The sequence below is a fragment of the Pseudanabaena sp. 'Roaring Creek' genome (genome assembly GCF_001402795.1).
GTDB lineage: Bacteria > Cyanobacteriota > Cyanobacteriia > Pseudanabaenales > Pseudanabaenaceae > Pseudanabaena.
In genome coordinates, this window is sequence record NZ_LIRE01000075.1 from 1 (window position 1) to 24,705 (window position 24,705).

The 24,705-nt window shown below is 45.6% G+C and carries 32 protein-coding genes; 29 read left to right on the plus strand and 3 right to left on the minus strand.

Annotation, left to right across the window (positions count from 1 at the left end; genetic code table 11):
• Positions 1-182: 182 nt before the first annotated feature.
• From AC805_RS27065 to infA, 29 genes are all read left to right on the plus strand, one after another.
• Positions 183-314 carry a hypothetical protein gene (locus AC805_RS27065; RefSeq protein ID WP_269433541.1) on the plus strand — a complete coding sequence of 44 codons (132 nt, stop codon included), beginning with the start codon at positions 183-185 and terminating at the stop codon, positions 312-314.
• 54 nt (positions 315-368) lie between these two features.
• Positions 369-1,721 carry a CmpA/NrtA family ABC transporter substrate-binding protein gene (locus tag AC805_RS02520; protein WP_055073967.1) on the plus strand — a complete coding sequence of 451 codons (1,353 nt, stop codon included), beginning with the start codon at positions 369-371 and terminating at the stop codon, positions 1,719-1,721.
• Between the two features lie 77 nt (positions 1,722-1,798).
• A complete protein-coding gene (locus AC805_RS02525; protein WP_055073968.1) occupies positions 1,799-3,577 on the plus strand; it encodes an iron uptake porin in 1,779 nt (592 codons plus the stop codon).
• A gap of 303 nt (positions 3,578-3,880) precedes the next feature.
• Positions 3,881-4,723, plus strand: a complete 843-nt coding sequence (gene ntrB, locus AC805_RS02530; RefSeq protein ID WP_055073969.1) for a nitrate ABC transporter permease — start codon at positions 3,881-3,883, stop codon at positions 4,721-4,723.
• Between the two features lie 290 nt (positions 4,724-5,013).
• Positions 5,014-7,011 (plus strand): nitrate ABC transporter ATP-binding protein, encoded by a 1,998-nt coding sequence (locus AC805_RS02535; protein ID WP_055073970.1) that lies wholly within the window; start codon positions 5,014-5,016, stop codon positions 7,009-7,011.
• 84 nt (positions 7,012-7,095) lie between these two features.
• Positions 7,096-7,932, plus strand: a complete 837-nt coding sequence (locus tag AC805_RS02540) for a nitrate ABC transporter ATP-binding protein (RefSeq protein ID WP_082429378.1) — start codon at positions 7,096-7,098, stop codon at positions 7,930-7,932.
• A 25-nt stretch (positions 7,933-7,957) separates the two neighbouring features.
• Positions 7,958-8,845, plus strand: coding sequence for a DUF6671 family protein (locus tag AC805_RS02545; protein ID WP_055073971.1), 888 nt, complete (start codon positions 7,958-7,960; stop codon positions 8,843-8,845).
• A gap of 239 nt (positions 8,846-9,084) precedes the next feature.
• Entirely contained in the window at positions 9,085-10,212 is a 1,128-nt protein-coding gene (locus AC805_RS02550) for an acyltransferase (protein WP_055073972.1), read from the plus strand.
• Positions 10,213-10,668: 456 nt separating this feature from the next.
• Positions 10,669-11,310 (plus strand): 50S ribosomal protein L3, encoded by a 642-nt coding sequence (gene rplC / locus AC805_RS02555; protein WP_055073973.1) that lies wholly within the window; start codon positions 10,669-10,671, stop codon positions 11,308-11,310.
• Between the two features lie 30 nt (positions 11,311-11,340).
• Positions 11,341-12,015, plus strand: a complete 675-nt coding sequence (rplD, locus tag AC805_RS02560; RefSeq protein ID WP_055073974.1) for a 50S ribosomal protein L4 — start codon at positions 11,341-11,343, stop codon at positions 12,013-12,015.
• A gap of 28 nt (positions 12,016-12,043) precedes the next feature.
• Complete coding sequence (locus tag AC805_RS02565) at positions 12,044-12,358, plus strand: 50S ribosomal protein L23 (RefSeq protein ID WP_055073975.1); 315 nt, start codon at positions 12,044-12,046, stop codon at positions 12,356-12,358.
• Positions 12,359-12,440: 82 nt separating this feature from the next.
• Positions 12,441-13,307 (plus strand): 50S ribosomal protein L2, encoded by an 867-nt coding sequence (gene rplB / locus AC805_RS02570; protein WP_055073976.1) that lies wholly within the window; start codon positions 12,441-12,443, stop codon positions 13,305-13,307.
• 62 nt (positions 13,308-13,369) lie between these two features.
• Complete coding sequence (gene rpsS / locus AC805_RS02575; RefSeq protein WP_009625486.1) at positions 13,370-13,648, plus strand: 30S ribosomal protein S19; 279 nt, start codon at positions 13,370-13,372, stop codon at positions 13,646-13,648.
• A gap of 18 nt (positions 13,649-13,666) precedes the next feature.
• The gene (gene rplV, locus AC805_RS02580) at positions 13,667-14,023 is read left to right on the plus strand and encodes a 50S ribosomal protein L22 (protein WP_009625485.1); all 357 of its coding nucleotides are present in this window, start codon (positions 13,667-13,669) and stop codon (positions 14,021-14,023) included.
• Positions 14,024-14,025: 2 nt separating this feature from the next.
• Entirely contained in the window at positions 14,026-14,772 is a 747-nt protein-coding gene (gene rpsC, locus AC805_RS02585) for a 30S ribosomal protein S3 (protein ID WP_009625484.1), read from the plus strand.
• Between the two features lie 26 nt (positions 14,773-14,798).
• Complete coding sequence (rplP, locus tag AC805_RS02590; RefSeq protein ID WP_009625483.1) at positions 14,799-15,212, plus strand: 50S ribosomal protein L16; 414 nt, start codon at positions 14,799-14,801, stop codon at positions 15,210-15,212.
• Between the two features lie 5 nt (positions 15,213-15,217).
• Positions 15,218-15,421 carry a 50S ribosomal protein L29 gene (rpmC, locus tag AC805_RS02595; protein WP_009625482.1) on the plus strand — a complete coding sequence of 68 codons (204 nt, stop codon included), beginning with the start codon at positions 15,218-15,220 and terminating at the stop codon, positions 15,419-15,421.
• A 55-nt stretch (positions 15,422-15,476) separates the two neighbouring features.
• A complete protein-coding gene (gene rpsQ / locus AC805_RS02600) occupies positions 15,477-15,728 on the plus strand; it encodes a 30S ribosomal protein S17 (RefSeq protein ID WP_009625481.1) in 252 nt (83 codons plus the stop codon).
• 3 nt (positions 15,729-15,731) lie between these two features.
• Positions 15,732-16,100: a 50S ribosomal protein L14 gene (gene rplN, locus AC805_RS02605; protein WP_009625480.1), complete on the plus strand. Its 369-nt coding sequence runs from the start codon at positions 15,732-15,734 to the stop codon at positions 16,098-16,100.
• A complete protein-coding gene (gene rplX, locus AC805_RS02610; protein WP_009625479.1) occupies positions 16,100-16,483 on the plus strand; it encodes a 50S ribosomal protein L24 in 384 nt (127 codons plus the stop codon). Before rplN ends, rplX begins: the two co-directional genes overlap by 1 nt.
• A 48-nt stretch (positions 16,484-16,531) precedes the next feature.
• A complete protein-coding gene (rplE, locus tag AC805_RS02615) occupies positions 16,532-17,077 on the plus strand; it encodes a 50S ribosomal protein L5 (RefSeq protein WP_055073977.1) in 546 nt (181 codons plus the stop codon).
• A gap of 23 nt (positions 17,078-17,100) precedes the next feature.
• Complete coding sequence (rpsH, locus tag AC805_RS02620; RefSeq protein ID WP_009625477.1) at positions 17,101-17,502, plus strand: 30S ribosomal protein S8; 402 nt, start codon at positions 17,101-17,103, stop codon at positions 17,500-17,502.
• An 86-nt stretch (positions 17,503-17,588) separates the two neighbouring features.
• Complete coding sequence (gene rplF / locus AC805_RS02625; protein ID WP_009625476.1) at positions 17,589-18,152, plus strand: 50S ribosomal protein L6; 564 nt, start codon at positions 17,589-17,591, stop codon at positions 18,150-18,152.
• A gap of 92 nt (positions 18,153-18,244) precedes the next feature.
• Entirely contained in the window at positions 18,245-18,607 is a 363-nt protein-coding gene (gene rplR, locus AC805_RS02630; protein ID WP_009625475.1) for a 50S ribosomal protein L18, read from the plus strand.
• Between the two features lie 56 nt (positions 18,608-18,663).
• Entirely contained in the window at positions 18,664-19,281 is a 618-nt protein-coding gene (rpsE, locus tag AC805_RS02635) for a 30S ribosomal protein S5 (protein WP_055073978.1), read from the plus strand.
• A gap of 63 nt (positions 19,282-19,344) precedes the next feature.
• Complete coding sequence (gene rplO, locus AC805_RS02640; protein WP_009625473.1) at positions 19,345-19,791, plus strand: 50S ribosomal protein L15; 447 nt, start codon at positions 19,345-19,347, stop codon at positions 19,789-19,791.
• 183 nt (positions 19,792-19,974) lie between these two features.
• A complete protein-coding gene (gene secY / locus AC805_RS02645; RefSeq protein ID WP_055073979.1) occupies positions 19,975-21,315 on the plus strand; it encodes a preprotein translocase subunit SecY in 1,341 nt (446 codons plus the stop codon).
• Positions 21,315-21,872 (plus strand): adenylate kinase, encoded by a 558-nt coding sequence (locus AC805_RS02650; protein WP_009625471.1) that lies wholly within the window; start codon positions 21,315-21,317, stop codon positions 21,870-21,872. Before secY ends, AC805_RS02650 begins: the two co-directional genes overlap by 1 nt.
• Positions 21,873-21,975: 103 nt before the next feature.
• Positions 21,976-22,215 (plus strand): translation initiation factor IF-1, encoded by a 240-nt coding sequence (gene infA, locus AC805_RS02655; protein ID WP_009625470.1) that lies wholly within the window; start codon positions 21,976-21,978, stop codon positions 22,213-22,215.
• A gap of 72 nt (positions 22,216-22,287) precedes the next feature.
• Here infA and AC805_RS02660 read toward each other — a convergent pair whose 3' ends face one another.
• From AC805_RS02660 to AC805_RS02670, 3 genes are all read right to left on the minus strand, one after another.
• Entirely contained in the window at positions 22,288-23,202 is a 915-nt protein-coding gene (locus AC805_RS02660; protein WP_055073980.1) for an alpha/beta fold hydrolase, read from the minus strand.
• A gap of 29 nt (positions 23,203-23,231) precedes the next feature.
• A complete protein-coding gene (rsmD, locus tag AC805_RS02665; RefSeq protein ID WP_055073981.1) occupies positions 23,232-23,777 on the minus strand; it encodes a 16S rRNA (guanine(966)-N(2))-methyltransferase RsmD in 546 nt (181 codons plus the stop codon).
• Between the two features lie 102 nt (positions 23,778-23,879).
• Positions 23,880-24,425, minus strand: a complete 546-nt coding sequence (locus AC805_RS02670; protein ID WP_055073982.1) for a hypothetical protein — start codon at positions 24,423-24,425, stop codon at positions 23,880-23,882.
• Positions 24,426-24,705: the final 280 nt, after the last annotated feature.

Sequence of the window (24,705 nt, forward strand, 5' to 3'; positions counted from 1 at the left end):
TAATTCACTGAAGTGTTGTCTCACTTCAGTGAATTGGTATTAGAGGACGTTTACCAAAATAGAATCTCCAAGACCAATAAAATCATAGATTAAATATTATGATTATTATAAAAATAATAGACTTTACTCTATCAAGACTTAACTCTAAGATACCAATAGCAACAAATCAATCATTCAAATTTTTGACAAAGAATTTTTACATTGATGTCCAAAATTTTCGCCTAAATGAGTTGGGATTTGCTCTGCGAATCTCCCTTTGTAAATATGCAATTCGCCTATTACGATCGCAGCCCAGTTTTGTGATGACCTCATAAAAACCTTTAAAAATCAAACACTTTCTATTCTTATCATTTAGGAGTCTTGAAACTATGTCTGGCTTCAATTTTAAAAACTTATCACGACGGCGCTTTATTGCCACCGCAGGAACAACAGTTCTAGGTTCGCTCCTCCTCAAAGCATGTGGCAATCCTCCCGAAGACACCCCAAAAGTCACTTCAACTCAGGCTGCAAAAATTAATATTGCTGCCGATCAGGTTCCTGAAGTTACTAAAGTTAAACTTGGCTATTTACCTATCGTTGAATCAGCACCATTGATTATTGCAAAAGAAAAGGGCTTTTTTGCAAAATATGGCTTAACTGATGTCGATATCTCCAAACAAGCCAACTGGGGTGCAGCAAGAGATAACGTCAAAATTGGTTCCTCCGCAGGCGGTATCGATGGCGGTCAGTGGCAAATGCCCATGCCCTATTTAATTTCCGAGGGAATTATCACTGACAATCTCAAGGTTCCCATGTATGTACTTTTGCAATTAAATACCCAGGGCAATGGTATTGCGATCGCGGGCAAGCACAAGGATAAGGGTTTAGCCCTGAAAATCGATAAAGCCAAAGAGTTCTTTGATAAAACCAAGTCCGAGGGCGGTAAATTTAAAGCTGCCTTCACTTTCCCAAAAGCCAATCAAGATTTTTGGATCCGCTATTGGCTAGCTGCTAGTGGAGTCGATCCCGACACTGACATTGAATTGTTGACCGTTCCTTCGGCTCAAACCGTAGCCAACATGAAGACTGGGACGATGGATGCCTTCAGTACGGGCGACCCATGGCCCTATCGCATCGTCAAAGAGAAGATTGGATTCATCTCTGCCCTCACCGCCGAAATTTGGAAAGCTCACCCCGAAGAATATCTTGCTATGCGTGCTGACTGGGTGGACAAGTATCCTAAGGCAACTAAGGCAATGCTCAAAGCAATTATGGAGGCACAGCAATGGTGTGACAACTTTGACAATCGCAAAGAACTAGTCCAAATCGTTGCCACCAAAAATTATTTCGGAGTTGCTCCCGAGATTCTCGAAGGTCCAATGATGGGTAAGTATGACTTAGGTGATGGACGCACTGTTGATGATAAGAGCATGGCTCCTCTTTATTGGAAAGATGCCAAAGGAAATGTTTCCTATCCCTATCAGAGTCACGATCTCTGGTTTTTGACTGAGAGCGTTCGTTGGGGCTTCTTACCAAAGGATTCTTTAGCCACCGCAAAGGATTGGATTAAAAAGGTCAATCGAGAGGATATTTGGCGCGAAGCAGCGAAGGAAGCTGGTATTGCTGTCGCTGACATTCCCACGAGCACCTCTCGCGGTGTTGAAGAATTCTTCGACGGCATCAAGTTCGATCCTGAAAATCCTCAAGCCTACCTAGATAGCTTGAAGATCAAGAAGGCATAAATAAAAAATAAAAATCTAGCAAGAAGCTAGAAAATAAATCAATTATTCAACTAATAATCATTTGTGAGGAATATTTCATGCTCAAGATTCGTGATGCGGGTAGCCTTGGTTTGCTTCTACTAGGCTTGTTCTCTTTAGACAATCTTGCTTCATTTGCGGAAACTAAATCTGCCAATACCGCACGGGAACTTTCAACAAATCCGACTTCTTCCGTTAAATCAGCCAATAGCGACGCTCCTAATGCCGTTAATTCTCAATTGATGGCTGAAATGCAGCGCAACAACATCAATGGCGTTACATCAGAAACAACGGCTCAGAATGTCACATCTGTTTCTCAGCTATCCGATGTGCGTCCCACTGATTGGGCTTTTACGGCTTTGCAATCTCTAGTCGAGCGCTATGGTTGCATTGCAGGGTATCCAGATCGCACTTTTCGCGGCAAACAAGCTACCTCTCGCTACGAATTTGCGGCTGGACTAAATGCCTGTCTTGACAAGATCAATGAAATTATCTCCGCAGGACTTGCAGACAAGGTTAGCAAATCCGATCTTGCCACCTTACAAAAACTCCAAGAAGAATTTGCGGCTGAACTTGCCACTTTGCGCGGTCGTGTCGATGCCCTTGATGCTAAAACGGCAAAGCTGGAAGCTCAGCAATTTTCTACCACAACTAAGCTGAGTGGCGAGGCGATTTTTGCTATATCGGGAGCAACAGGAGCTAATCCTAATAATGGTGGAACTAATACCAATATTGTTTTCAATAATCGGGTTCGCCTGAATTTGTTAACGAGTTTTACTGGGAAGGATTTATTAATTACAGGACTGCAAGCAACCAATGTAAATAGCCTTGCTGCCCCATTAGGCTATGCCGATCCGCTTGGCAGTTCCAGTAATGTGCGCTTAGGATTTGAGAACCAGTTTCTTAACTTCAATCCTTCTAACTCCAATACTGCCAATGCCAATTCAGTAAATCTTTACAAGCTGTTGTATATCTTCCCAGTAGCTGATAAGTTCACGGTGTTTGCTGGTTCTAATGCAGAAGTTTCCGACGCATTTCCAGCAATTAGTCCTTTTGCTAGTGAAGGTCAAGGTGCCATCTCCCGCTTTGGACAGGGTTTAAATGCAGCTACTCGCGTATCAGGTGGCACATCTGGCACTGGTTTGGCTGCGGCTGTTGGTTTTATTTGGACACCTTCCGATACAGTTGACTTCCGAGCCTTGTATGGCAGTGTAAACTCCGCGATCGCGGCTAACAGCTCCACTACTTTGCTTGGTGCGGGTTTCTTTGGTGGTAGTACCATTGCAGCGGCTCAACTAACCCTCAAACCTTCTTCAACCGTTGATATTGGGCTCAATTATTCTAATAGCTATCACCAGATCAACATTTTGGGTACTGGTCTAGCTTCGGCAGATATAGGCGCAGTTAATTTAGCAAGCCCAAATCTTTTTACACCGATCAAGCTTAATTCCGTGGGTGCAACACTTACATGGCGCCTTGCTCCTAAAGTTGCCTTTAACGTATCTGGGGCTTGGATTTTTGCCAACCTTGTGAACGTCAATGCCTCAACGACTTTCACGAGTTGGATGACAGGATTCCATTTCAGCGATGTATTTAAAGAGGGCAATACTGCTGGTATTCTTTTTGGTCAACCTCTTGCTCGTAACTCAGTTGGAGGTAATGCCATAATCCCCAGTGGAGCGACCGCAACGCCTTATCAGTTGGAAGGTTACTACAACTTTAAAATTTCCAAGAATATCAGCGTTACCCCTGGGGTGTTCTTTGTCTTCAATCCAGAGGGTCTAAATAATGCACCGACAGCAACAGTTGGGGTAGTTCGTACCACGTTCACATTCTAGTATTGCGGTTCTCAAATGAGTGCGTACTCATTTGAAAATAAAAAACAATCCTAATAAGGGTTTTGAGTTTTGATTTTGCCTATGGCAAAATCAAAACCGCAATAAGTACATCAGCATAGTTAAAGCGTAAAACTAAAGCCTGTACTGCCCAAGCAGACGGCAGTGCAGGCTTTTAGTTTTTTATGCTTATCCAATCAATTAATTCAATTAATAGCTAGAAGAGCTAATAAGCAATAGCTATTATCTCCTTTCTAAAAAATCGAATTTAATTAAATCTCAATTAAGTCTCTAGGAGTAAAAATTATGGCAGCAAGTATTGGAAATCGTAATGATAGCTTAAAGCGATCGCTAAATAAGTTTTGGGAAAAAAATGCTCAAAATTGGGCGCTTCCATTTATTGGCATCCTAGGATTTTTAACCGTTTGGCAACTTTTTTCTAGTATTGGTTTGATTAAGTTACCAGGCCCGATTAATATTCTTTCAGAAAAGTCTACTCGTGACTTATTACTTTATCCATTCTTCGATCGCGGTGGTACAGACAAAGGATTATTCTGGCAGACTCTCGCCAGCTTTGAGCGCGTAGCTAAAGGTTACTCCCTAGCAGCAATCGTAGGTATCGGTATGGGTATTTTAGTTGGTACTACACCAGTTATTGATAAAGCCCTCGATCCGCTCTTCCAATTTTTGCGAACAGTACCACCTCTTGCGTGGGTTCCAATCGCCTTAGCTGCACTCCGTCAAAATGAACCAGCCGCCTTGTTTGTAATCTTCATCACCGCAGTTTGGCCGATCTTGTTAAACACTGCCGTGGGCGTTAAGCAGATACCCCAAGACTATCGCAACGTCTCGCGAGTTTTGCAACTCTCACGCCAAAAATATTTCTTTAAGATTCTGATTCCTTCTGCTCTTCCCTACATCTTCACAGGTTTACGAATCTCCATCGGTTTGGCATGGCTCGCCATTATCGCCGCAGAGATCATCATGTCAGGCATCGTTGGCATCGGCTTCTTTATTTGGAATTCCTACACTAATGACAAAGTCGGTGAAGTTATTCTCGCTCTAGTGTATATCGGCGCTGTTGGTCTAATTCTCGATCGAGCAGTGGCTTGGGTGCAGACCTTAATCCTCCCTGAAGAACAAAAATAGAAAGGAGAAAGAAACTTGCTATTCCTGTTTCATTTCCACTTTCATTTTCATCCATACAAGCCGAGCTATACAAGTCGAGCTATACAAGTCAAGAATTAAGTGCCGTAATCCCATATTCCGAATGGCACTTGATTAACTAGGGTAATACCAAATAATACTAATTCCAAAAATGGCGTTGCCATTTTTGGAATCGCAAAACCTCACTGAGTTTGTTTTCAATTCATCGAAGTATTGGCTCACTTCAGTGGATGGGGACAAGGATTGATTAATAATTGAAAGGAGATTTTAAAATGAGTAATTTTGTAGCAGTTGATCGGGTTGAGAAAGTTTTCCCCCTAGGTGGTGGTAAAGAATATATTGCCCTTAAGGGAATAGATTTGAATATAGAAAAGGGAGAATTTATTTCTCTCATCGGTCACTCTGGTTGCGGTAAATCCACATTGCTAAATATGATCGCAGGGCTGGATTTACCTACGGGTGGAATTGTAATGCTCGAAGATGAACGGGTATCGCGTCCAGGTCCCGATCGCATGGTGGTATTTCAAAACTATTCGCTCCTACCTTGGCTATCGGTACGTGAAAATGTAGCCTTAGCAGTAGATGAGGTACTTTCCCATCTTTCCAAGAGAGAGCGCCATGAGCTGATCGAACATTATGTCAAGATGGTGGGACTGTCCCATGCGATCGATAAGCCGCCTACTCAGCTATCGGGAGGAATGCGCCAACGCGTAGCGATCGCCCGTGCCCTTGCCGTTCGCCCGAAGCTACTATTGCTTGACGAGCCTTTCGGAGCCTTGGATGCACTGACAAGGGGCAATTTGCAAGAGAAATTAATGCAGATCTGCAACGAAGATCGAATTACGGCGGTAATGGTTACCCATGATGTCGATGAGGCAGTATTACTAAGCGATCGCATTGTCATGCTCACCAATGGACCTGCCTCGAAAATCGGCGGCATTTTAGAAGTGGATATTCCCCGTCCCCGTCAACGGATGGAAGCGGTAAATCATCCCAGCTACTATAGCCTTCGGAGTGAAATCATCTACTTCTTAAACCAACAAAAGCGCGTTAAAAAACTGAATGCACGAAAAGTTGCAACTGTCGCAAGGCATGGACTCGAAAAAGTTAATCTAGAAATCGGCTTTGTTCCTTTAACCGCCTGTGCGCCGATCGCCGTAGCAAAGGAGAAAGGATTTTTTCAAAAACAAGGATTAGATGAAGTTTCCCTGATCAGGGAAACCAGCTGGCGCGGCATTGTAGATGGTATTGCAGGTGGTTATCTCGATGCTGCCCAAATGCCCTCAGGCTTACCGATGTGGATGACCTTAGGCGGCAATGGGAATTGTAAGCCAATTGTGACCGCACTCACGATGACCCGCAATGGTAACGCCATTACCCTTGATCGCCGTTTTTACGATCGCGGCATCAATACCCTCGCTGATTTTAAAAACCTACTTCAGAATACTCGCGATAGTCAGCATCGGATGGGCGTAGTACATCCTTCTTCAATGCATAATCTTCTACTACGATATTGGCTCGCTTCAGGTGGAATCGATCCCGATGTCGATGTCCAACTCAAAACCATTCCACCTGCCCAAATGGTCGTTGACCTCAAAGCAGGCAGCATTGACGGATTTTGTGTGGGTGAGCCTTGGAATTTCCGAGCGGCAATGGAGAATATCGGCTTTACCGTTGCCACCGATCTAGAAATCTGGAACGGTCATCCTGGCAAGGTTTTAGGTGTACGCGAAGATTGGGCAAATGCCTATCCAAATACTCATATTGCTCTAGTAAAGGCTCTTCTAGAAGCTTGTATGTACTGTGCCAATCCCGATAATGCCGAAGAGATTCGCCTAATTTTGGCTCGTCGCGACTACGTCAGCACTAATGTTAATTATATCCATTTGGGAAATCCGCATGATGTTACCTGTGCGATCGATTCGCCCATGCGCGAACCCGCTCACCATCAATTCTATGGTGCTGGAGTCAATCGTCCCAGCCGTTCTGAGCATCTCTGGCATATTACCCAAATGGCGCGTTGGGGCGATGTTCCCTTTCCCCGTAACTGGGTCGAAGTTTTAGAAAAAACCTGTCGAGTCGGAGTATTTAGCACCGCAGCTCGCGAGCTCGGACTGAGCGATATTACCTATAGTCGTAATGCCATTCAGCTATTCGATGAGGTTCCCTTTAATGCTGAAGATCCGATCGCCTATCTCAATCATCTTGAGATTAAGCGCAATATCACCATGGCGGAAATTGCCATGGAGTCGGCGCGATTGATTGCTTAGTTTTTTATCCCATCATCTCCATATATTCCAGAAAATTACTCAAGAAAACCCTCCCCAAAAACCTCCAGAAAATTACTCAAGAAAATGACCCAAACAACCATTGCATACAATAGTTCGATCGAGACCTTACCACCTCAAGAAGCTTTCCTGCGGATCGAGAAGGTCTCGAAAATTTATCCCACACCGCAAGGGGAATATGTCGTCCTCAAAGATGTAAATCTGGCGATCGCTGAAGGAGAATTTATTTGCTTAATTGGTCACTCTGGTTGCGGTAAGTCCACCCTTTTAAATATGGTTGGTGGCTTCTCTAAGCCCTCCATTGGCGAAGTTAAAGTCAACGGGAAACTGATTACGAAACCAGGTCCCGATCGCATGGTGGTATTTCAAGGCTATGCCCTCTTACCTTGGCTGACAGTCTACGAAAACGTTCATCTAGCCGTTGACTCAGTTTATCCCAGCTTATCTAAAAGTGAAAAAAATGATATCGTTCGCCACCACCTCGCAATGGTAGGTTTGAGCGAAGCCGCAGACAAGAAGCCAACCCAGATTTCAGGAGGGATGAAACAACGGGTATCGATCGCCCGCGCCCTAGCCATCCGTCCCGAAGTTCTGATTCTTGACGAACCCTTTGGAGCCTTGGATGCTATCACCAAAGAGGAACTTCAGGAAGAACTGCTCCAAATCTGGACAGAACATCGCTGCACCGTATTGATGATTACCCACGATATTGATGAGGCGCTATTCCTTGCCGATCGCCTAGTAATGATGACCAATGGACCCGCAGCTAATATTGGTGAAATCATGAGAATTCCTTTTCCCCGTCCCCGCGATCGCGCCCAAATCATGGAAGATCCTCTATACTACGACCTCAGAAATACCGCCCTTGACTTCCTGTATAACCGCTTTGCCCACGATGAGTAATTTCTCTAACCATTCCCCCTCTCCAATGGAGAGGGGGAATGAGAATAACCAGAACAAACAAAATAACCGAATAGAATTTCGCGAACGTCTAGCGGTGATTGCCACGATGCATCGAAAGGAAATGGCGATCGCTCCCATCTTGCAAACAGCCTTAGGAATTAACTCGATCGTTCCTCTAGAATTTAATAGCGATTTATTCGGTACATTTACCCGTGATATTGATCGCCCAGCCAATCAGATCGAAACCGCTAAACTTAAAGCCCAGAGAGCCTTAGATTTAGTTGAAACCGATCTTGCGATCGCCAGTGAAGGGAGCTTTTTTCCGCATCCAATTTTAGGAGTGCCCTATAATCGGGAAATCGTCTTAATGCTGGATCGTCGATATAACTTCACCGTCTATGGAGAATATCTCTCCACGAATACCAACTTCCGCCATCAAGTCGTCTCAAGTTACACGCAAGCCCATCAATTTGCCATCCAAATTGGCTTTCCCGATCATGCGGTCGTCCTGATGCCAGACGCTCAGACTTCCCCCAAGGACTCTATCTATAAAGGAATTAACTCCGAGAATATGTTGATGGAGGCAACGCGCGAACTCCTCAACCAATCGCCCCAAATCCATATAGAAACGGATATGCGCGCGCTTTATAATCCCACACGCATGGACAATATTACCCATGCAACCAAGAATCTCGTCCGTAAGTTGCAGCAGCTTTGCCCCAATTGTCATTTCGTAAATTTTGATATCGTTGAAAGTATTAAAGGTCTCCCTTGCGAAATTTGTGGATTGCCCACTCCATCAATACGATCGCATCGATATCAATGCGATCGCTGTCATTTTGAGCACGAAGTATTATTTCCCCATGGAATTCAACTAGCCGATCCTATGTACTGCTCCTATTGTAATCCTTAATGCCAAAGCTCAAAATGGCTACGCCATTTTGAGCTTTGCAAACCTTTACGGGGTTTGGTTTTTAATTCACAAAAGTGTTGTCACACTTTCGTGAATTGGTATAAGTAGCTAGGCGCAATTAAATATAAAAACCCAAATAAACCCCCAAAAAACTGTAGCGCATGCGCAGCGTGCGCTACAGTTTTTTGGGGGTTTATTTATGACCAGCTACTTTAGAGTGAAGCTAATCGGAATATTGCATGACTTGGGAACTCTCCGATCTGCTTAGAGCGATCGCCACAACTATTGTCATTGGCATTCATGCCTCCCATCCTTGGTGGTTTGGCGTACATGGCACAAACCACCTCGATCCCGAAATCTTCATTGATACTGCCGTCAACCAAGTCGGACGCTTTACCGTACCGATATTTGTAATTTTGTCGGGCTTCGCCCTAGCCAAATCGGAAGAAAAGCGCCCTTTTGAGTTATCGATTTTTATCCAACGCCGACTCTGGCGGATCGTGCCCCCTTACGTTTTATTTACTCTGTTAAATACTGTTGGTCGATCGCAGTTTCTTGCAGGCAATTGGCTAGATCGCGGACAGCAGATTGGGCAGGCTCTTGCCTCAGGAATGGGCGATTATCATCTTTATTTTTTAGGAATTATTTTTCAATGCTATGTAGCCTATCCATTCCTGCGCCGCCTTAGCTTTTCCCCTCATAAACTCGTCGCCCTGTTATTCATTACTTTCGCTCTATTTAGTTTGCGATGGCTATCGGCAACCTTTGGATGGCTACCATCTCTCACCAACCTCCTCCCCGATGGCAACCATGTCATCTACTGGTTACCCTATTTTCAATTGGGAATTTGGTTGGCAAAGGATCGAGGCTGGACAAATGAAACCGTATCCGCATGGCGATCGCCCAGATGGGGATATCTATTCGCGATCGCTACCGTTATTGAGTTAAGCGAATTTTATGGCAGCGCCATACTCAAGAATTCCGCCGAGGCGGTTGGACATTACACCCGTCCAACTGTAGTGCTTTTGACTTTGACCTTTTTACTTTGGTCGATCTCTTGGCGAAATTGGGAAATTAAATCCCCTACGTTCGCAATTTCGCCTATTTTCAAGCCTATTTTTAATCCTATTCCTCAACTATGGCGATCGCTCCAACCACAGATAAAAGCCCAGAAGATAAAAGCCCAGATTCAAATATTTTCTAAGGCGAGTTTTACGACCTATCTAATTCATGTTTGGGTATTACGGGCAATTGCCCCTCTGGAAATAGTAGGTGGAATTATATATCTCCCCTTAGCGATCGTCCTATCTTGGCTGGGTGGGATTACCCTATGGCGACTGCTACTCAAATTTCAAAGCCCCAAATAGAGTTCGGCGCTAAGCGCCGAACTCTATTTGGGGCTTTGAAATAGTTATAAAACAAATTTTGGGACTTTTTTTGCAAAGCCCCTAGACAAAACATCTAATGTCAAGTTATGATTGTTAATCGTGACTAAAAACAGAAACTGAGTGAAACAAGCAAGCCAAGCAAGCAAGCCTTAGTTTACTTAAGTCTGAGTCATGTATTGGTATGGCGAGATGAAATACATTTAGAAATTACGTTTAAAAGTTTTCACTCAATATAACAACCAACCCAAGAGATTGTGTTTCTCACGTCTGGTAGTTTGACTAGACATCTTCTGTAAGTCGTCTCGAAGTCCGTTAAACAGCCTTCAAAACCAATACTTCTTACTAAGATCGAAACCGATCTCTTTTGAGCCTGTCAAAAATCGGCGGAAATATCTGCGCGAAAATTTGAAAGTCAAGCAAGCGGAGCTAATTTTAATGACTGTCGGTATTCTCGGCACAAAACTTGGGATGACCCAAGTATTCGATTCGGATGGCAACGCTGTTCCTGTAACCGTTGTTCATGCAGGTCCTGTGACTATCACACAGGTAAAGACCGAAACCAAAGAAGGCTACAAAGCCATTCAAGTTGGATACGGCAAAACTCGTGAAAAGCTTCTCAGTAAGCCAGAACTAGGACATTTGAAAACATCAGGTGCAGAACCTGTAAAGCATCTACGTGAATATCGCCTCGAAAACGTTAGCGATTTCACAATCGGTCAGACTCTAGATGTAAGTCAATTCAAGGATGGCGACATCGTTGATGTGATTGGAACTAGCATTGGTAAAGGTTTCGCTGGTTATCAAAAGCGCCACAACTTTGGTCGCGGTCCGATGGCTCACGGTTCTAAAAACCACAGACAGCCTGGTTCGACTGGAGCTGGTACTACCCCAGGACGTGTATATCCTGGTAAGCGCATGGCTGGTCGTCTTGGCGGTAAGCAAATCACCGTGAAGAAGCTAACTATAGTCAAAGTCGATGCAGCGAACAATGTGCTGCTAATTAAAGGAGCAGTTCCTGGTAAAGCTGGAGCGTTGCTTAACGTTATTCCTACCGTAATTATCGGCAAGGCTAAGTAGTTTGTTCGTGAGATCGAGAGAATTTAAGTTATGCCTACAGTAATAGATTGGACAGGGAATGAAGTTGGCGAAATAAGCCTTGATTTGCGTGTTGCTAAAGAAGCAAGTGCAAAGGGTTTAGTTCACCGCGCCCTCGTCAGACAGTTAGCAAATGCCCGTCAAGGCACAGCCAGCAGCAAGACTCGCGCTGAAGTCCGTGGTGGTGGCCGCAAGCCTTTTAGACAAAAGGGAACGGGTCGCGCCCGTGCGGGTTCGACCAGATCCCCACTCACCCGTGGTGGTGGTGCTATTTTTGGCCCTAAGCCCAGAGATTACGAAACGAAGATGAATCGCAAAGAGCGCCGTCTCGCTTTGCGTACTGCCTTCATCGGTCGTTCCGCTGATTTGATCATTGTTGAAGATTTTGCCGTAAATCTAGCTCAACCTAAGACCAAGGAATTGTGTCAGGCTCTTGAGCGTTGGGGCGTGAATGTAGGTCGAAAGACCCTGATCATTACCGATCGCAAAGAAGAAAATATTATTTTATCTGCGCGTAATATTCAAAACTTGCAGCTTATTGCCGCCGATCAGCTCAATATGTTCGACATTCTTAACTCTGAAAAGATTGTGGCAACTCGCTCAGCGATCGCCAAGATTCATGAAGTGTATGGTGGCGATGCAAAGTTGGCAACCGAGATCGTCACAACGGTCGAAGACGCAGAATAACGGAATCTAAGTAGAAGAAAGAAACACCATGGCTAAGATCCCTACCGAATTCGATCCCCGTCGTTTGCCCGATATCATTCGTCGCCCTCTGCTCAACGAAAAGGCAACTCGACAATTAGAAAACAACAAATATACCTTTGATGTTTTCCAAGATGCCACCAAGCCTGAAATTAAAGCGGCGATCGAGAGCCTTTTCTCGGTTACGGTCAAGAAAGTAAATACCCATAACCCACCCGCATCGGCGCGTCGTATTGGTAAATTCGCAGGCAAACGCGCTCAAATCAAAAGAGCGATCGTTACTCTCGCGGAAGGCAGCAAAATCAATTTGTTCCCAGATGTGTAACCTCCCCATCACAATTGCCATTGGCAATTGCGATCGCGGAAAACCAAACCAGAGAACTGTTCTTTAACAACATCAGACAATTATGGGCGTTCGTGCATATAAACCTTATACCGCTAGTACCAGACAGACCGTTGTCTCGGACTTTGCGGAAATCACTAAATCAGAACCCGAAAAGTCTTTAACCACCCACGTCCATCGCAAAAGAGGGCGTAACAACCGTGGTGTAATCACTAGCCGCAGACGTGGCGGTGGGCACAAACGTCTCTATCGGATCATCGATTTCAAGCGAAACAAGCGCGATATCGTCGCCGAAGTAATTGCGATCGAGTACGATCCCAACCGCACCGCTCGGATTGCTCTTTTGCAATACGAAGATGGCGAAAAGCGTTATATCCTCGCTCCTAAAGGCATTGCCGTTGGCAACAAGATTCAAGCTGGCACTAGCAATGTGCCTTTTGAAATTGGCAATGCGATGCCCTTGGTGAATATTCCTCTAGGTACGATCGTGCATAACGTGGAAATGACTCCTGGCAAGGGCGGTCAAATCGTACGCTCGGCTGGCGCTGGCGCTCAGATCGCTGCTAAAGAGGGTGATTTTGTTACTCTCAAGCTTCCTTCTAGCGAAGTTCGCATGATTCGGAAAGAATGCTTTGCCACCATCGGACAGGTAGGAAACCTCGATCACAGCAACGTCAGCCTTGGTAAGGCAGGACGCAGCCGCTGGTTGAACCGTCGTCCTAAAGTTCGTGGTATGGTCATGAACCCCGTCGATCACCCCCACGGTGGTGGAGAAGGTTGCGCCCCCATTGGACGCAGTGGCCCAGTTACTCCTTGGGGTAAACCAACCTTGGGTTATAAGACTCGCAAGAAGAAAAAGCTCAGCGATGCCTTGATCGTTCGTCGCCGCCGCAAGTCCTCGAAGCGCGGTAAGGGCGGACGTAACGCCTAATCATATATTTTCCCGCGTAGCGGGAAAATATATATTCAAAGTTTTTACAGAGAGTACAAATTATGACGCGATCGCTAAAAAAAGGTCCCTTTGTTGCCGATCACTTACTGACCAAAATTGAAAAGCTTAACGCCAAGGGTGAAAAGCAAGTTGTCAAAACATGGTCTCGCGCTTCCACCATTCTTCCTCAAATGATCGGGCATACAATTGCTTGTCACAACGGAAAACAGCACGTTCCTGTATATGTCACGGAGCAAATGGTAGGACACAAACTCGGAGAGTTTGCCCCTACTCGCACCTTCCGCGGTCATGCCAAGAGCGATAAAAAGGCCAAGAGATAGGTAGACAGGTAGTTAAAAATGATCCTCGCCCAAAACGAAATCCCTGCCGTAGCCAAATATATTCGCATGTCACCCCACAAGGTGCGTCGAGTACTCGACCAAATCCGTGGTCGTAGCTACCGCGAAGCATTGATGATTCTTGAGTTCATGCCCTACCGCTCCTGCGAACCAATCACAAAAGTATTGCGTTCGGCAGTAGCAAATGCAGAACATAATGCAGGACTCGATCCCGCATCCCTAGTAGTTAACCAAGCCTTTGCCGATATGGGACCTAGCCTCAAGCGCTTCCGTCCCCGCGCTCAAGGTCGCGCTTACCAAATTCGTAAGCCAACGTGCCACATTACGATCACCGTCAAACCATCGGAGGAAGAATAGGTATGGGTCAGAAGATTCACCCAACAGGGTTACGCCTCGGCATCACCAAGTCCCACCTTTCTCGTTGGTACGCTGATGTCAATCGCTACGGTATTTTGGCTGAGGAAGACAGCAAAATTCGTAAGTTTATTGAAAAAACCCTCAGTAATGCAGGTATCGCTGACATCTTGATTGATCGCAAAGCCGATCAAGTCGATCTCGAAATTCGTACTGCCAGACCTGGAGTTGTCGTCGGTCGTGGTGGCGCTGGGATCGAGCAATTGCGCGTCGGACTAGTTAAGCATCTCGAGCTGGACGGTTCCCTTAAAAAGACTGGCACTAGCCAAGTTCGGATTAACGTTACCGAAGTAACCAGAGTCGATGCGGAAGCCCCTCTCATTGCTGAATACATCGCCCAACAAATCGAACGTCGCGTTTCCTTCCGTCGCGTCGTACGTCAAGCCATCCAAAGGGCTCAACGTGCAGGCATCGAAGGTATCAAGGTGCAAATCAGTGGTCGTCTCAACGGTGCTGAAATTGCGAGAACTGAGTGGGTTCGTGAAGGTCGCGTTCCTCTGCATACATTGCGTGCCGATATTGACTATAGCTATAAGACCTCCAGAACTATTTATGGTGTGATTGGCATCAAGGTCTGGATCTTTAAAGGCGAAATCATTCAAGGCGAAGAAGCCCCCGCTCCTGCCGCTCAACCCCGTCGTCGCCAGCAACGTCGCCCTCAATTTGAGGATCGTTCCAGCGCTGAAGGATAAATTCTGTCACCCTTGAGTTTTGAACCATGTTAAGTCCCAAACGTACAAAATTTCGCAAGCAGCAACGCGGTCGGATGGCGGGTCCCGCTACCAGAGGCGCTGAAATCAATTTTGGAGATTACGCCATGCAGGCTCTAGAGCCTTCTTGGATTACATCTCGTCAAATCGAAGCTGCCCGTCGTGCTATGAACCGCTACATCCGTCGCGGTGGCAAGATTTGGATCCGTATTTTCCCAGACAAGCCCGTAACGATGCGTCCCGCTGAAACCCGCATGGGTTCAGGTAAAGGTGCTCCAGAATTTTGGGTATCGGTAGTTAAGCCCGGTCGCATCATGTTTGAAGTGGCTGGTGTAAGTGAAGAGACCGCAAGAGAAGCAATTCGTCTTGCCGCAGCCAAGATGCCAATCAAAACCAGATTCGTTATCCGTGAGAAGGAGTAAAAGATATGGCACTCCCTAAAGTCCAAGAAACTAGAGAGCTATCTGATGAAGAGTTGCAAGCTCAAGTCTTGTCTGTCAAGAAAGAGCTATTCGATCTGCGCTTCAAGCAGGCAACTAGACAGCCCGTCCAACCGCATCAGTTCAAACATGCGAAGCATCGTCTGTCGCAACTGATGACTGTCGAACGCGAACGCCAGTCCAGAGCTTAGTCGATTTAGAAAATTTATTTTAAAGAACCGAAAAGTAAAGACATAGGAGTTAGCAATGGCAGTTAAAGAAAAAGTTGGCGTTGTCGTCAGCGATAAAATGCAAAAAACGGTGGTTGTAGCGGTAGAAAACCGTTCCTCTCACCCCAAATATGGAAAAATCGTGGTCAAAACGACTAAGTTCAAAGCCCACGACGAAGAAGATAAAACCCGTGAAGGCGATCGCGTCAAAATTCGGGAAACCCGTCCCCTCAGCCGTACAAAGCGATGGGAAGTTGTAGAGATTCTCTCATCTAGCTCGGAAGCATAAGCCATGATTCAACAAGAGTCTTATTTAAATGTCGCCGATAATAGTGGAGCTAAAAAGCTACTATGTATCCGCGTTTTGGCTGGCGGTAACCGTGCCTTTGGCGGAGTTGGTGATGTCATTATCGCCACGGTCAAGGATGCTGCGCCCAATATGCCAGTCAAGAAATCTGATGTTGTCCGCGCCGTGATCGTTCGCACTAAGGCATCCATCAACCGCGAAAGTGGGATGAGAATCCGCTTTGATGACAACGCGGCGGTGATCATTAACCAAGACGGCAACCCCAAAGGAACCCGCGTATTTGGTCCAGTTGCGCGTGAGTTACGGGATAAAAACTTCACCAAAATTATCTCCCTAGCGCCAGAGGTACTGTAATGTCATTCAAGCCCAAGACTGCCTATCGTGGCAATCGCAAGTCTTTTAAGATGCATGTCAAAAAAGATGATGTAGTTCAAGTAATTTCAGGAAGTTCCAAGGGAACCGTTGCCAAAGTGCTACAGGTTTTCCCTAAGGACAGCACCATCCTTGTGGAAGGTGTCAATGTCAAGACTAAGCATGTCAAGCCTCAAGCTGATGGCGAGTCTGGACAAACCATTACCCGTGAATTTCCGATCCACAGTTCCAAAGTATTGTTGTATTCCGAAAAGGAAAAGACCGCTAGCCGCTCTTGCTACACCTTTACGGACGATGGCAAGAAAGTAAGAATGTTGAAAAAGACTGGCGAAATCGTTGATTCCGTCAAGACTGAAAAGAAATAATTCTGTACAACCTGACCAAGCCCAGGAAAAATCATCGAGGAAGATAAAATGCTAACACCGTTCGCCGAAGTCTATGCCAAACAGGCTGTTCCCAAATTGATGGAACAGTTCAAGTACACCAATATTCATCAAGTTCCCAAATTTGAGAAGGTGGTAATCAATCGCGGTCTGGGCGAAGCTGCTCAAAACGCAAAGTCCCTAGAAGCATCTTTAACTGAAATTGCCACGATCGCAGGTCAAAAGCCCGTGGTCACCAGAGCGAAAAAAGCGATCGCTGGTTTCAAATTGCGTCAAGGTATGCCCGTCGGGATGATGGTTACCTTGCGCCGCGATAAGATGAATAACTTCTTGGATCGTCTGATCAACTTCTCATTGCCTCGCATTCGTGACTTTCGCGGTGTTAGCCCCAAGAGCTTTGATGGACGTGGTAACTATACCCTCGGTGTCCGCGAGCAACTTATCTTCCCCGAAATCAGCTACGACAGTATTGAGCAAATTCGGGGGCTTGATATTTCCATCATTACCACTGCCAACACGGACGAAGAAGGACGTGCGCTCCTGAAAGCAGTTGGTATGCCCTTTAGAGAATCATAAGTAGATCGAATTAGGAGATAAGGATGGCTACCAACGACACCATCTCGGATATGCTTACCCGCATTCGCAATGCCACACTGGCAAAGCATCAGACCACTGCAATTCCTGCAACGAAGATGACTTTGAGCATTGCCCGAGTGATGAAACAAGAAGGTTTTATCGCAGATTTTGAAGAAACAGGCGAAAGTATCGACCGCGCCTTGGTCGTCGCCCTCAAGTATGAAGGCAAAAATCGTCAATCAATTATCAAACGCCTTAAGCGTGTGAGCAAACCTGGTTTACGGGTTTACTCGAACTCTAAAGAATTACCCCGTGTATTAGGTGGGATCGGCATTGCGATCATTTCCACCTCTAAAGGGATCATGACCGATCGCGAAGCCCGTAAACAGGGAGTCGGCGGTGAAGTCCTTTGCTATATCTGGTAATTCAGATCTTGAAGATTATTTAATCTCGATCTGGTAATTCAGGCTGTTAATTCAGCAAATAAAATCACAAGCAACGGAAAACAGACATGTCTCGTATTGGAAAACGTCCCATTCCTCTTCCCCCCAAAGTTGCGGTCTCCATCGTAGGGCAAGAGGTAACCGTCAAAGGACCTAAAGGCGAACTAAAGCGTGTGTTGCCCCCGACTGTAGAAATCCTGCAAGAAGAGAGCAACTTAATTGTCAATCGCGCTAACGAGTCTCGCCCCGCAAGGCAACAGCACGGTCTTTTTCGCACCCTCGTTGCCAATATGGTCGAAGGTGTATCCACTGGCTTTAAGCGCAAGCTCGAAATTCAAGGGGTTGGTTATCGTGCCAACTTAAACGGCAGCAATATCGTCCTTACGGTTGGTTATAGCCATACCGTTGATATCGTTCCTCCTGAAGGTATTTCCTTAGGCGTAGAAGATGCGTCGGGAAAGAAGGTTCCTCAAGGCACATTTATTGTTGTTGAAGGTATCGACAAGGAAATCGTTGGCAACTTAGCCGCTAAAATTCGCGCTGTACGTCCCCCTGAAGTATACAAAGGTAAGGGCATCCGCTATCTCGGTGAATTCGTCAGACGTAAGGCTGGTAAGACTGGTAAGAAATAGAACTAGGAATAATATACCTATTTTATTTCTACCTCTTTATTTGATTTTCATTTTATATAGAATCGACAAAAAATCGATAGGTTACGAACAATATGAGTGTCAGTCGTAGACAAGCAACCGTAAGCCGCCACAAGCGAATTCGCAAAGGTATGTCAGGCACGCCCGAACGTCCTCGCTTAGCAATTTACCGCTCTAATAATCACATTGTGGCGCAAGTGATTGATGATGTAGCACAGCATACTCTCGTTGCTGCATCGACCCGCGAAGCAGATGTGCGTGAGAGCCTCAGCACTACTGCAAATTCCGAAGCTTCAGCCAAAGTTGGGGCTTTGATTGCGGAAAGAGCGATCGCCAAAGGAATTACTAAAGTTGTGTTCGACCGTGGTGGTAATCTCTATCATGGAAGAGTCCAAGCTCTCGCTGAAGCTGCCCGCGAAGCAGGTCTAGATTTCTAGCGCATCGAATCATCCAGCAGTGAATCAGTAGATAGAAACTAATATGGCTAAGAATTATGGCTAAAAATAGAGAATCAAGACCAGGTGGTGGTCGCGACAGTGGCAGCGGCGACAGTGGCGACAACAACCGCGATGAAAAGCGCAAAGGCAAGCGCGATAGTAAGAAAAGCGATCGCGCTCGTACTGAAAAAGAATCGGAATGGCAAGAACGTGTTGTCCAAATCCGCCGCGTAACTAAGGTTGTTAAGGGTGGTAAGAAACTCAGTTTCCGTGCGATCGTCGTCGTCGGTAATGAGAAAGGACAGGTCGGCGTTGGTGTTGGTAAGGCTGCCGATGTGATCAATGCCGTTAAAAAAGGCGTTGCCGATGCTAGAAAACATGCGATCGACGTACCCTTGACCAAGAGCAATTCCATCCCCCATCCTACCAATGGTATCGGTGGCGGCGCTAAGGTAATGATCCGTCCTGCATCCCCTGGTACTGGGGTAATTGCTGGTGGAGCCGTCAGAACTGTACTAGAACTTGCTGGGGTCAAAAACATCTTGGCAAAGCAACTCGGTTCTAGTAGCCCTCTCAATAACGCTCGCGCCGCAGTTAATGCCCTTTCCACCCTGCGAACCTTTGGCGAAGTCGCCAGAACTCGCGGTATTACATTGGAACAGTTATTCAACTAATAACTTTGAAAAATCCTTGCTTTGCAGGGATTTTTCAAAAACAGTAATCAGCTAGGAAAAACTATGAGAATTGACGATCTTCAGCCTCAAGAAGGCTCTCAGCATCGCAAGCGTCGCATTGGACGTGGAATTGCCGCAGGGCAAGGTGCTAGCGGTGGATTCGGTATGCGCGGTCAAAAATCTCGTTCGGGTCGCCCCACCAGACCTGGTTTTGAAGGTGGTCAAATCCCCCTTTACAGACGAGTACCAAAACTTAAGCACTTTACAATTGTTAATCCCAAACACTTCACAATTGTTAATCTCGATCAATTAAGCGATCTACCTAGTAATACTGTAGTAACTCTTGAGTCTTTGATGGACGCAGGGATTATTACCCAAAACGATGGTGTGTTGCGTGTTTTAGGAAGAGGTGAGATTAATGTCGCGCTAACCGTTCGCGCCCATTCAATTACCACATCTGCAAAAGCTAAAATCGAAGCAGCAGGTGGAACTGTAGAAGTTGCTGCCTAAACAAAAGAGAATATGTGGCGAAGTGGTTAACGCTTCGCCACATATTCTCTTTTGTTGTTTTGGAAGGAAGATATGTTAAGCATTTCTTCATGCAACTACAATATTTAAAGATCTTAATTTAGGAAAGATGGTATTAAAAGCTGTCTTTCCTAAAGTACTAAATGCTTTGAGGTAAGTTTAGTCATGGTTGTCAGTAAAGGAAAGAACCCGACAGCACAAGAAACCTTTATGCAAATGGCTCAAGCCGCAGGTTTGCGTGGACGTTTATTAGTCACTGTCGGAGTTTTAATATTAGTTAGACTTGGTATTTATTTACCATTACCAGGAGTCGATCGCCTGAGATTTACAGAAATTGTTAAAAACAATGCTGTAGTTAATTTCTTAGATATTTTTTCTGGTGGTGGTCTATCTCTACTTGGCATATTTGCTCTGGGTATTCTGCCATTCATCAACGCTTCGATCATCATGCAGTTGATGACTTCGGCGCTGCCAAGTTTAGAAAATCTGCAAAAAAATGAAGGCGAAGCAGGTCGCAGAAAAATCTCTCAATACACTCGTTATGTAGCTTTTGTTTGGGGAGTAATTCAAAGCTGGGGCTTGGGTGTGTGGGTGCAGAACTCTGGTGTACTATCGGATGCCAGCGCTAATTGGATCACCATTGGCGATGGTCGCGTGATTTTTTCTAGCTTTATTTTCCAGACAACTGTGGCGCTTGCCGCAGGTGCAATGTTTGTCATGTGGGCTGGTGAATTAATCACTGAAAAAGGTGTGGGTAACGGTGCTTCATTACTAATCTTTATCAGTATTGTTGCTAACTTGCCAAAATCCTTAGGTGACACTATTTCCCTTGCACAAAAAGATAGCTCCCGTGTAGGTGGTGTAATTTTACTGCTGGTCATCTTCTTGATCATGATTGTTGGCATCGTATTCGTACAGGAAGGAACCCGAAGAATCCCGATTATTTCGGCTCGTCGCCAAGTAGGACGGAAGCTCTATCGAGAACAGGCATCCTATCTACCTCTAAGGCTAAATCAAGGTGGGGTCATGCCAATTATCTTTGCCTCGTCGGTGATGATTTTGCCTGCCTACCTCAGCCAAAGCATTAACAACCCAGTGTTCGTGTCGATCGCTACTTGGGTTTCGCCCAGTGGAGCAGGTCATATCCCCGTGTATATGCTTTTAATTCTAGGGTTTAGCTTCTTTTATTCGACCCTAGTTTTGAATCCTGTGGAGCTATCCCAAAATCTCAAAAAGATGGGTAGTAGTATTCCTACCGTCAGACCAGGAACTGCCACTTCCGATTACATCAGTGGCGTGCTTAACCGATTGACGCTGCTTGGTTCTGTATTTCTCTGCGGTATTGCGATTATTCCTAGCGCTCTCGAAAAGGCTACAGGGGTATCGACATTTAGTGGCATCGGTGCGACTTCGCTATTAATTTTGGTTGGGGTAGCGATCGAAACTTCAAAGCAAATTCAAACCTATGTGATCTCTCAACGTTATGAAGGTATGGTGAAACAGTAATGCCTAGAGTGATTTTGATGGGACCGCCTGGGGCTGGTAAGGGTACTCAAGGCGAGATTTTAGCTGAATCTTGGCAAGTACCGAGGATTGCTCCTGGCGATATCTTTCGGGCGGAGATCAAGCAAGGTAGTGAATTGGGATTGAAGGTAAAATCCTTTAGCGATTCGGGTCGGCTCGTTCCCGATGCCGTAGTGATCGAAGTGATCGAGTCACGCCTAAGACAGCCTGATACTCAAGCGGGTTGGATTTTAGACGGCTTTCCCCGCACGGTGGCACAGGCCGAAGCACTGGATCTTTTGTTGTCTGAGATCAATCAGCCCTATGATTCGGTGATTAATCTCGATGTACCCGATCGCTTTTTGATCGATCGCCTCAAAGCAAGGGCTGTCGAGCAAGGACGTACCGATGATACTGAAGAGGTAATCCAAAATCGGCTGGAAGAATACAATGCCAAAACCAGACCTCTGCTAGAATTTTATGGAAATAAAGTGAAGCAGATTGATGGTACTCCCTCTATGCCAGAGGTAACAGAGACAATCAAAGCTTTTCTGGCATAGATTTAAAGGCAATTTCTTTGAGCTATGCTCGATAAACTTGAGCTTTGCGCGATGAAATTGTCTCGATCCTAGAGAACTTAATACTGAATTTCGGAGAGTTTGTTTGTCAAAAGAAGATGCTATTGAAATGGAAGGGACGGTGACTGAGTCCCTTCCTAACGCTATGTTTCGAGTTGCTCTCGATAATGGCTTTAATGTACTTGCTCACATTTCGGGCAAGATCCGTCGGAACTATATCAAGATTTTGCCAGGCGATCGCGTTAAGGTAGAGCTAACCCCCTACGATCTGACGAAGGGACGTATTACCTATCGCCTCAAAAACCAAGGTGGCGGCAAGAAATAACCAAAAAACAACGCTCTTAAGCGTTGTTTTTTTAATAATAGAATGGCGGCGCTTTGCGCCGCCATTCTATTATTAGGCTTGCAACTCTTTTCGTAAGGTCGTACTTAGCCAATGAATTACTAATGCATTGACAATCTCAGGGCGATCGTCGTGGGGACAATGTCCTGTATTGGGAATGGCGATTACTTGAATATTTTTTGTTCGGCTCGCTTCTTCGTATATCTTTGCGCCATTAATCGGAGTCCAAGGATCGGCATCGCCCCAGAGAACCAGCAGTGGTTTCTCCAGCTTAGCCAAGAGATCGGCGGTGCGGGGTCCCGCAGGGGCAGTTAAAATCGAGGCGAATACCTTTTGGGCTCCTGCGTCACAGGAAGGTTGATAGAGCATATCCACTAATGCATCATTGATCGCCTGATGATTGCGATAGACCTGACGGAGGGAGTTGCGAATATTCTGTTTTCGACGCACGAGATCGAAGACAAATTTACCAGTAGTTTCGGAACTAACTAACTTGGCAAATGCCCCCATCACCAGTCTTAAGGGTAGGTTTAACTCTTCAGGACGATGGTTCAAGCCTCCTGCGGCATTGAGCAGGACTGCCCCGATCGCGATCTCAGGAGAATTAGTAACTAACATCAAGGCTAATAATGCGCCGATGGAGTTGCCAATCCAGACCGCAGGCTGCTTGACCCATTCCCGATGAAAATCGCCAAGCAGTTCCTCCCATAGTTCTAAGGAATAATCGAGTTCGGGTTTAGCCGAGCCCCCAAATCCCAATAGGTCGATCGCATATACTTGATAACCTGCCGCCGCCCATACGGACATATTCTTTTTCCAATGCCCAATTGAGGCTCCAAAGCCATGAATTAATACAAGGGGTGTACCTGTACCCGCGATCGCATATTTGATCTGATATCCCCGCCATATCCATGTTTGCAAGGAAGATTGCTGGTAATCAATCGTTTCGATATTTTCGGTAGTTAGCACGGTGGTGACTCTTTAGGATTTATAGGATTTTATACTGGAGGCTTGAGTTGAAAAAAAGCTAGGGCAGTTTGTCCGTATTGACGACGATCGCAACAGATCAGATTTCCGATTTCATCGGGGAGAGGGCGGAGGCGATCGCACTCAGCGATCGCTAAAGCTCTCTCAGCAAGCAAGGGCGGTAATGCCCTTAGCACTGGTTCGTACAGATCGCTTTGGTATGGCGGATCGAAATAGACTAGATCGAAAAATTGAGGTTGTAATTTTGGCAAAATCTTGATCGCATCCCCCTTGATGACTTGAAAATGCTGCTCTGGTTGGGCGAACTTATGCCAATTTTCATGGACGATCCGACAGGCGATCGCCGATAACTCGATCCCCACGACCTTACTAGCGCCTCTGGTTAGGGCTTCCGCGCCCATCGCCCCTGACCCTGCACAGATATCCAACCAATTAGCGTTTTTAATCCGACTTTGCAGAATATTAAAAACGGCCGCCCTTACCTTACTGGGCGTTGGTCTTGTGGTTAGCCCTGTCGGGGTTTTAATAGAACGATCGCCTTTAATACGAATAGACATCTAAGTACCTTAGCATCATCAAAATCCAGATCTAAAAGCTGCGGCACATGCTGCGCTTGCGCCGCAGCTTTTAGGGTTTTATATTTAATTAAGCCCACTTACTTAGATCAAATGGCTGGAAAAAGATAACCCCTCGATCTGATCGATGGGAACCATCCAAATTTTATTTTGGTAGGGTCGCCATACCGCACTCATTACATAATGATTGCGAATAGAAATGATATGTACGTGAGGAATGCCAGAAAATTTCGAGCATGAACGGAGAAAATCTAAAGTTCTGATCAAGCGGCTATGGAGAAAAGTTGCCATTTCATCGCTACAGTTTTGGCGCAACATCGGAACGACCTGCGGATCGGTTTCTCCCCTTAGTTCGTAGATAATATGCGTCTTACCCTTGAAGTCGATTTTGCGCGACCGAACTTCCCATCCACAGAGAACCCCAAAACCGATAACTGCCATGCCCAAATCGATATGGAAGTCACGCATTTGAAATTTCGTGTTACTACTCATATCGGTATGGGTGTTATATCCCGTCCAAGCATGAAACTTCTCTAAATTATCGTCATTAATATCAACTGCCGAACGATAGGGGGAAGAGACAGCTCGTTGTTTAATTTGTGTTTCTTCTGAAGGTGGCTCTGGTGGCATACTTGTCTCGTAAGTGACAGCATTTATGGGCGAGTATTTGCGAAAAATAGATTGATGCAAAAAACAATCTTACTAAAAATGCCGAAAAAGCTGAACGGATATTCCTATAAGCAGCTTAACATTCACGCCATGACTTTTACCTAATTTTTAAAGCGATCGCCAAAAATGCGATCGCTTTTTAATATCTCTCCGCCCATAGTCTCAAATATATAATACCAATTCCCCAAATGGCGTTGCCATTTGGGGAATCTCAAAACCTTACTGGGTTTGTTTTTTAATT

Bases quoted from the DNA above. Each gene is read 5' to 3' on its own strand.
- AC805_RS02520 (WP_055073967.1), top strand. From the start codon at position 369: ATGTCTGGCTTCAATTTTAAAAACTTATCACGACGGCGCTTTATTGCC.
- AC805_RS02525 (WP_055073968.1), top strand. From the start codon at position 1,799: ATGCTCAAGATTCGTGATGCGGGTAGCCTTGGTTTGCTTCTACTAGGC.
- ntrB (WP_055073969.1), top strand. From the start codon at position 3,881: ATGGCAGCAAGTATTGGAAATCGTAATGATAGCTTAAAGCGATCGCTA.
- AC805_RS02535 (WP_055073970.1), top strand. From the start codon at position 5,014: ATGAGTAATTTTGTAGCAGTTGATCGGGTTGAGAAAGTTTTCCCCCTA.
- AC805_RS02540 (WP_082429378.1), top strand. From the start codon at position 7,096: ATGACCCAAACAACCATTGCATACAATAGTTCGATCGAGACCTTACCA.
- AC805_RS02545 (WP_055073971.1), top strand. From the start codon at position 7,958: ATGGAGAGGGGGAATGAGAATAACCAGAACAAACAAAATAACCGAATA.
- AC805_RS02550 (WP_055073972.1), top strand. From the start codon at position 9,085: ATGACTTGGGAACTCTCCGATCTGCTTAGAGCGATCGCCACAACTATT.
- rplC (WP_055073973.1), top strand. From the start codon at position 10,669: ATGACTGTCGGTATTCTCGGCACAAAACTTGGGATGACCCAAGTATTC.
- rplD (WP_055073974.1), top strand. From the start codon at position 11,341: ATGCCTACAGTAATAGATTGGACAGGGAATGAAGTTGGCGAAATAAGC.
- AC805_RS02565 (WP_055073975.1), top strand. From the start codon at position 12,044: ATGGCTAAGATCCCTACCGAATTCGATCCCCGTCGTTTGCCCGATATC.
- rplB (WP_055073976.1), top strand. From the start codon at position 12,441: ATGGGCGTTCGTGCATATAAACCTTATACCGCTAGTACCAGACAGACC.
- rpsS (WP_009625486.1), top strand. From the start codon at position 13,370: ATGACGCGATCGCTAAAAAAAGGTCCCTTTGTTGCCGATCACTTACTG.
- rplV (WP_009625485.1), top strand. From the start codon at position 13,667: ATGATCCTCGCCCAAAACGAAATCCCTGCCGTAGCCAAATATATTCGC.
- rpsC (WP_009625484.1), top strand. From the start codon at position 14,026: ATGGGTCAGAAGATTCACCCAACAGGGTTACGCCTCGGCATCACCAAG.
- rplP (WP_009625483.1), top strand. From the start codon at position 14,799: ATGTTAAGTCCCAAACGTACAAAATTTCGCAAGCAGCAACGCGGTCGG.
- rpmC (WP_009625482.1), top strand. From the start codon at position 15,218: ATGGCACTCCCTAAAGTCCAAGAAACTAGAGAGCTATCTGATGAAGAG.
- rpsQ (WP_009625481.1), top strand. From the start codon at position 15,477: ATGGCAGTTAAAGAAAAAGTTGGCGTTGTCGTCAGCGATAAAATGCAA.
- rplN (WP_009625480.1), top strand. From the start codon at position 15,732: ATGATTCAACAAGAGTCTTATTTAAATGTCGCCGATAATAGTGGAGCT.
- rplX (WP_009625479.1), top strand. From the start codon at position 16,100: ATGTCATTCAAGCCCAAGACTGCCTATCGTGGCAATCGCAAGTCTTTT.
- rplE (WP_055073977.1), top strand. From the start codon at position 16,532: ATGCTAACACCGTTCGCCGAAGTCTATGCCAAACAGGCTGTTCCCAAA.
- rpsH (WP_009625477.1), top strand. From the start codon at position 17,101: ATGGCTACCAACGACACCATCTCGGATATGCTTACCCGCATTCGCAAT.
- rplF (WP_009625476.1), top strand. From the start codon at position 17,589: ATGTCTCGTATTGGAAAACGTCCCATTCCTCTTCCCCCCAAAGTTGCG.
- rplR (WP_009625475.1), top strand. From the start codon at position 18,245: ATGAGTGTCAGTCGTAGACAAGCAACCGTAAGCCGCCACAAGCGAATT.
- rpsE (WP_055073978.1), top strand. From the start codon at position 18,664: ATGGCTAAAAATAGAGAATCAAGACCAGGTGGTGGTCGCGACAGTGGC.
- rplO (WP_009625473.1), top strand. From the start codon at position 19,345: ATGAGAATTGACGATCTTCAGCCTCAAGAAGGCTCTCAGCATCGCAAG.
- secY (WP_055073979.1), top strand. From the start codon at position 19,975: ATGGTTGTCAGTAAAGGAAAGAACCCGACAGCACAAGAAACCTTTATG.
- AC805_RS02650 (WP_009625471.1), top strand. From the start codon at position 21,315: ATGCCTAGAGTGATTTTGATGGGACCGCCTGGGGCTGGTAAGGGTACT.
- rsmD (WP_055073981.1), bottom strand. From the start codon at position 23,777: ATGTCTATTCGTATTAAAGGCGATCGTTCTATTAAAACCCCGACAGGG.
- AC805_RS02670 (WP_055073982.1), bottom strand. From the start codon at position 24,425: ATGCCACCAGAGCCACCTTCAGAAGAAACACAAATTAAACAACGAGCT.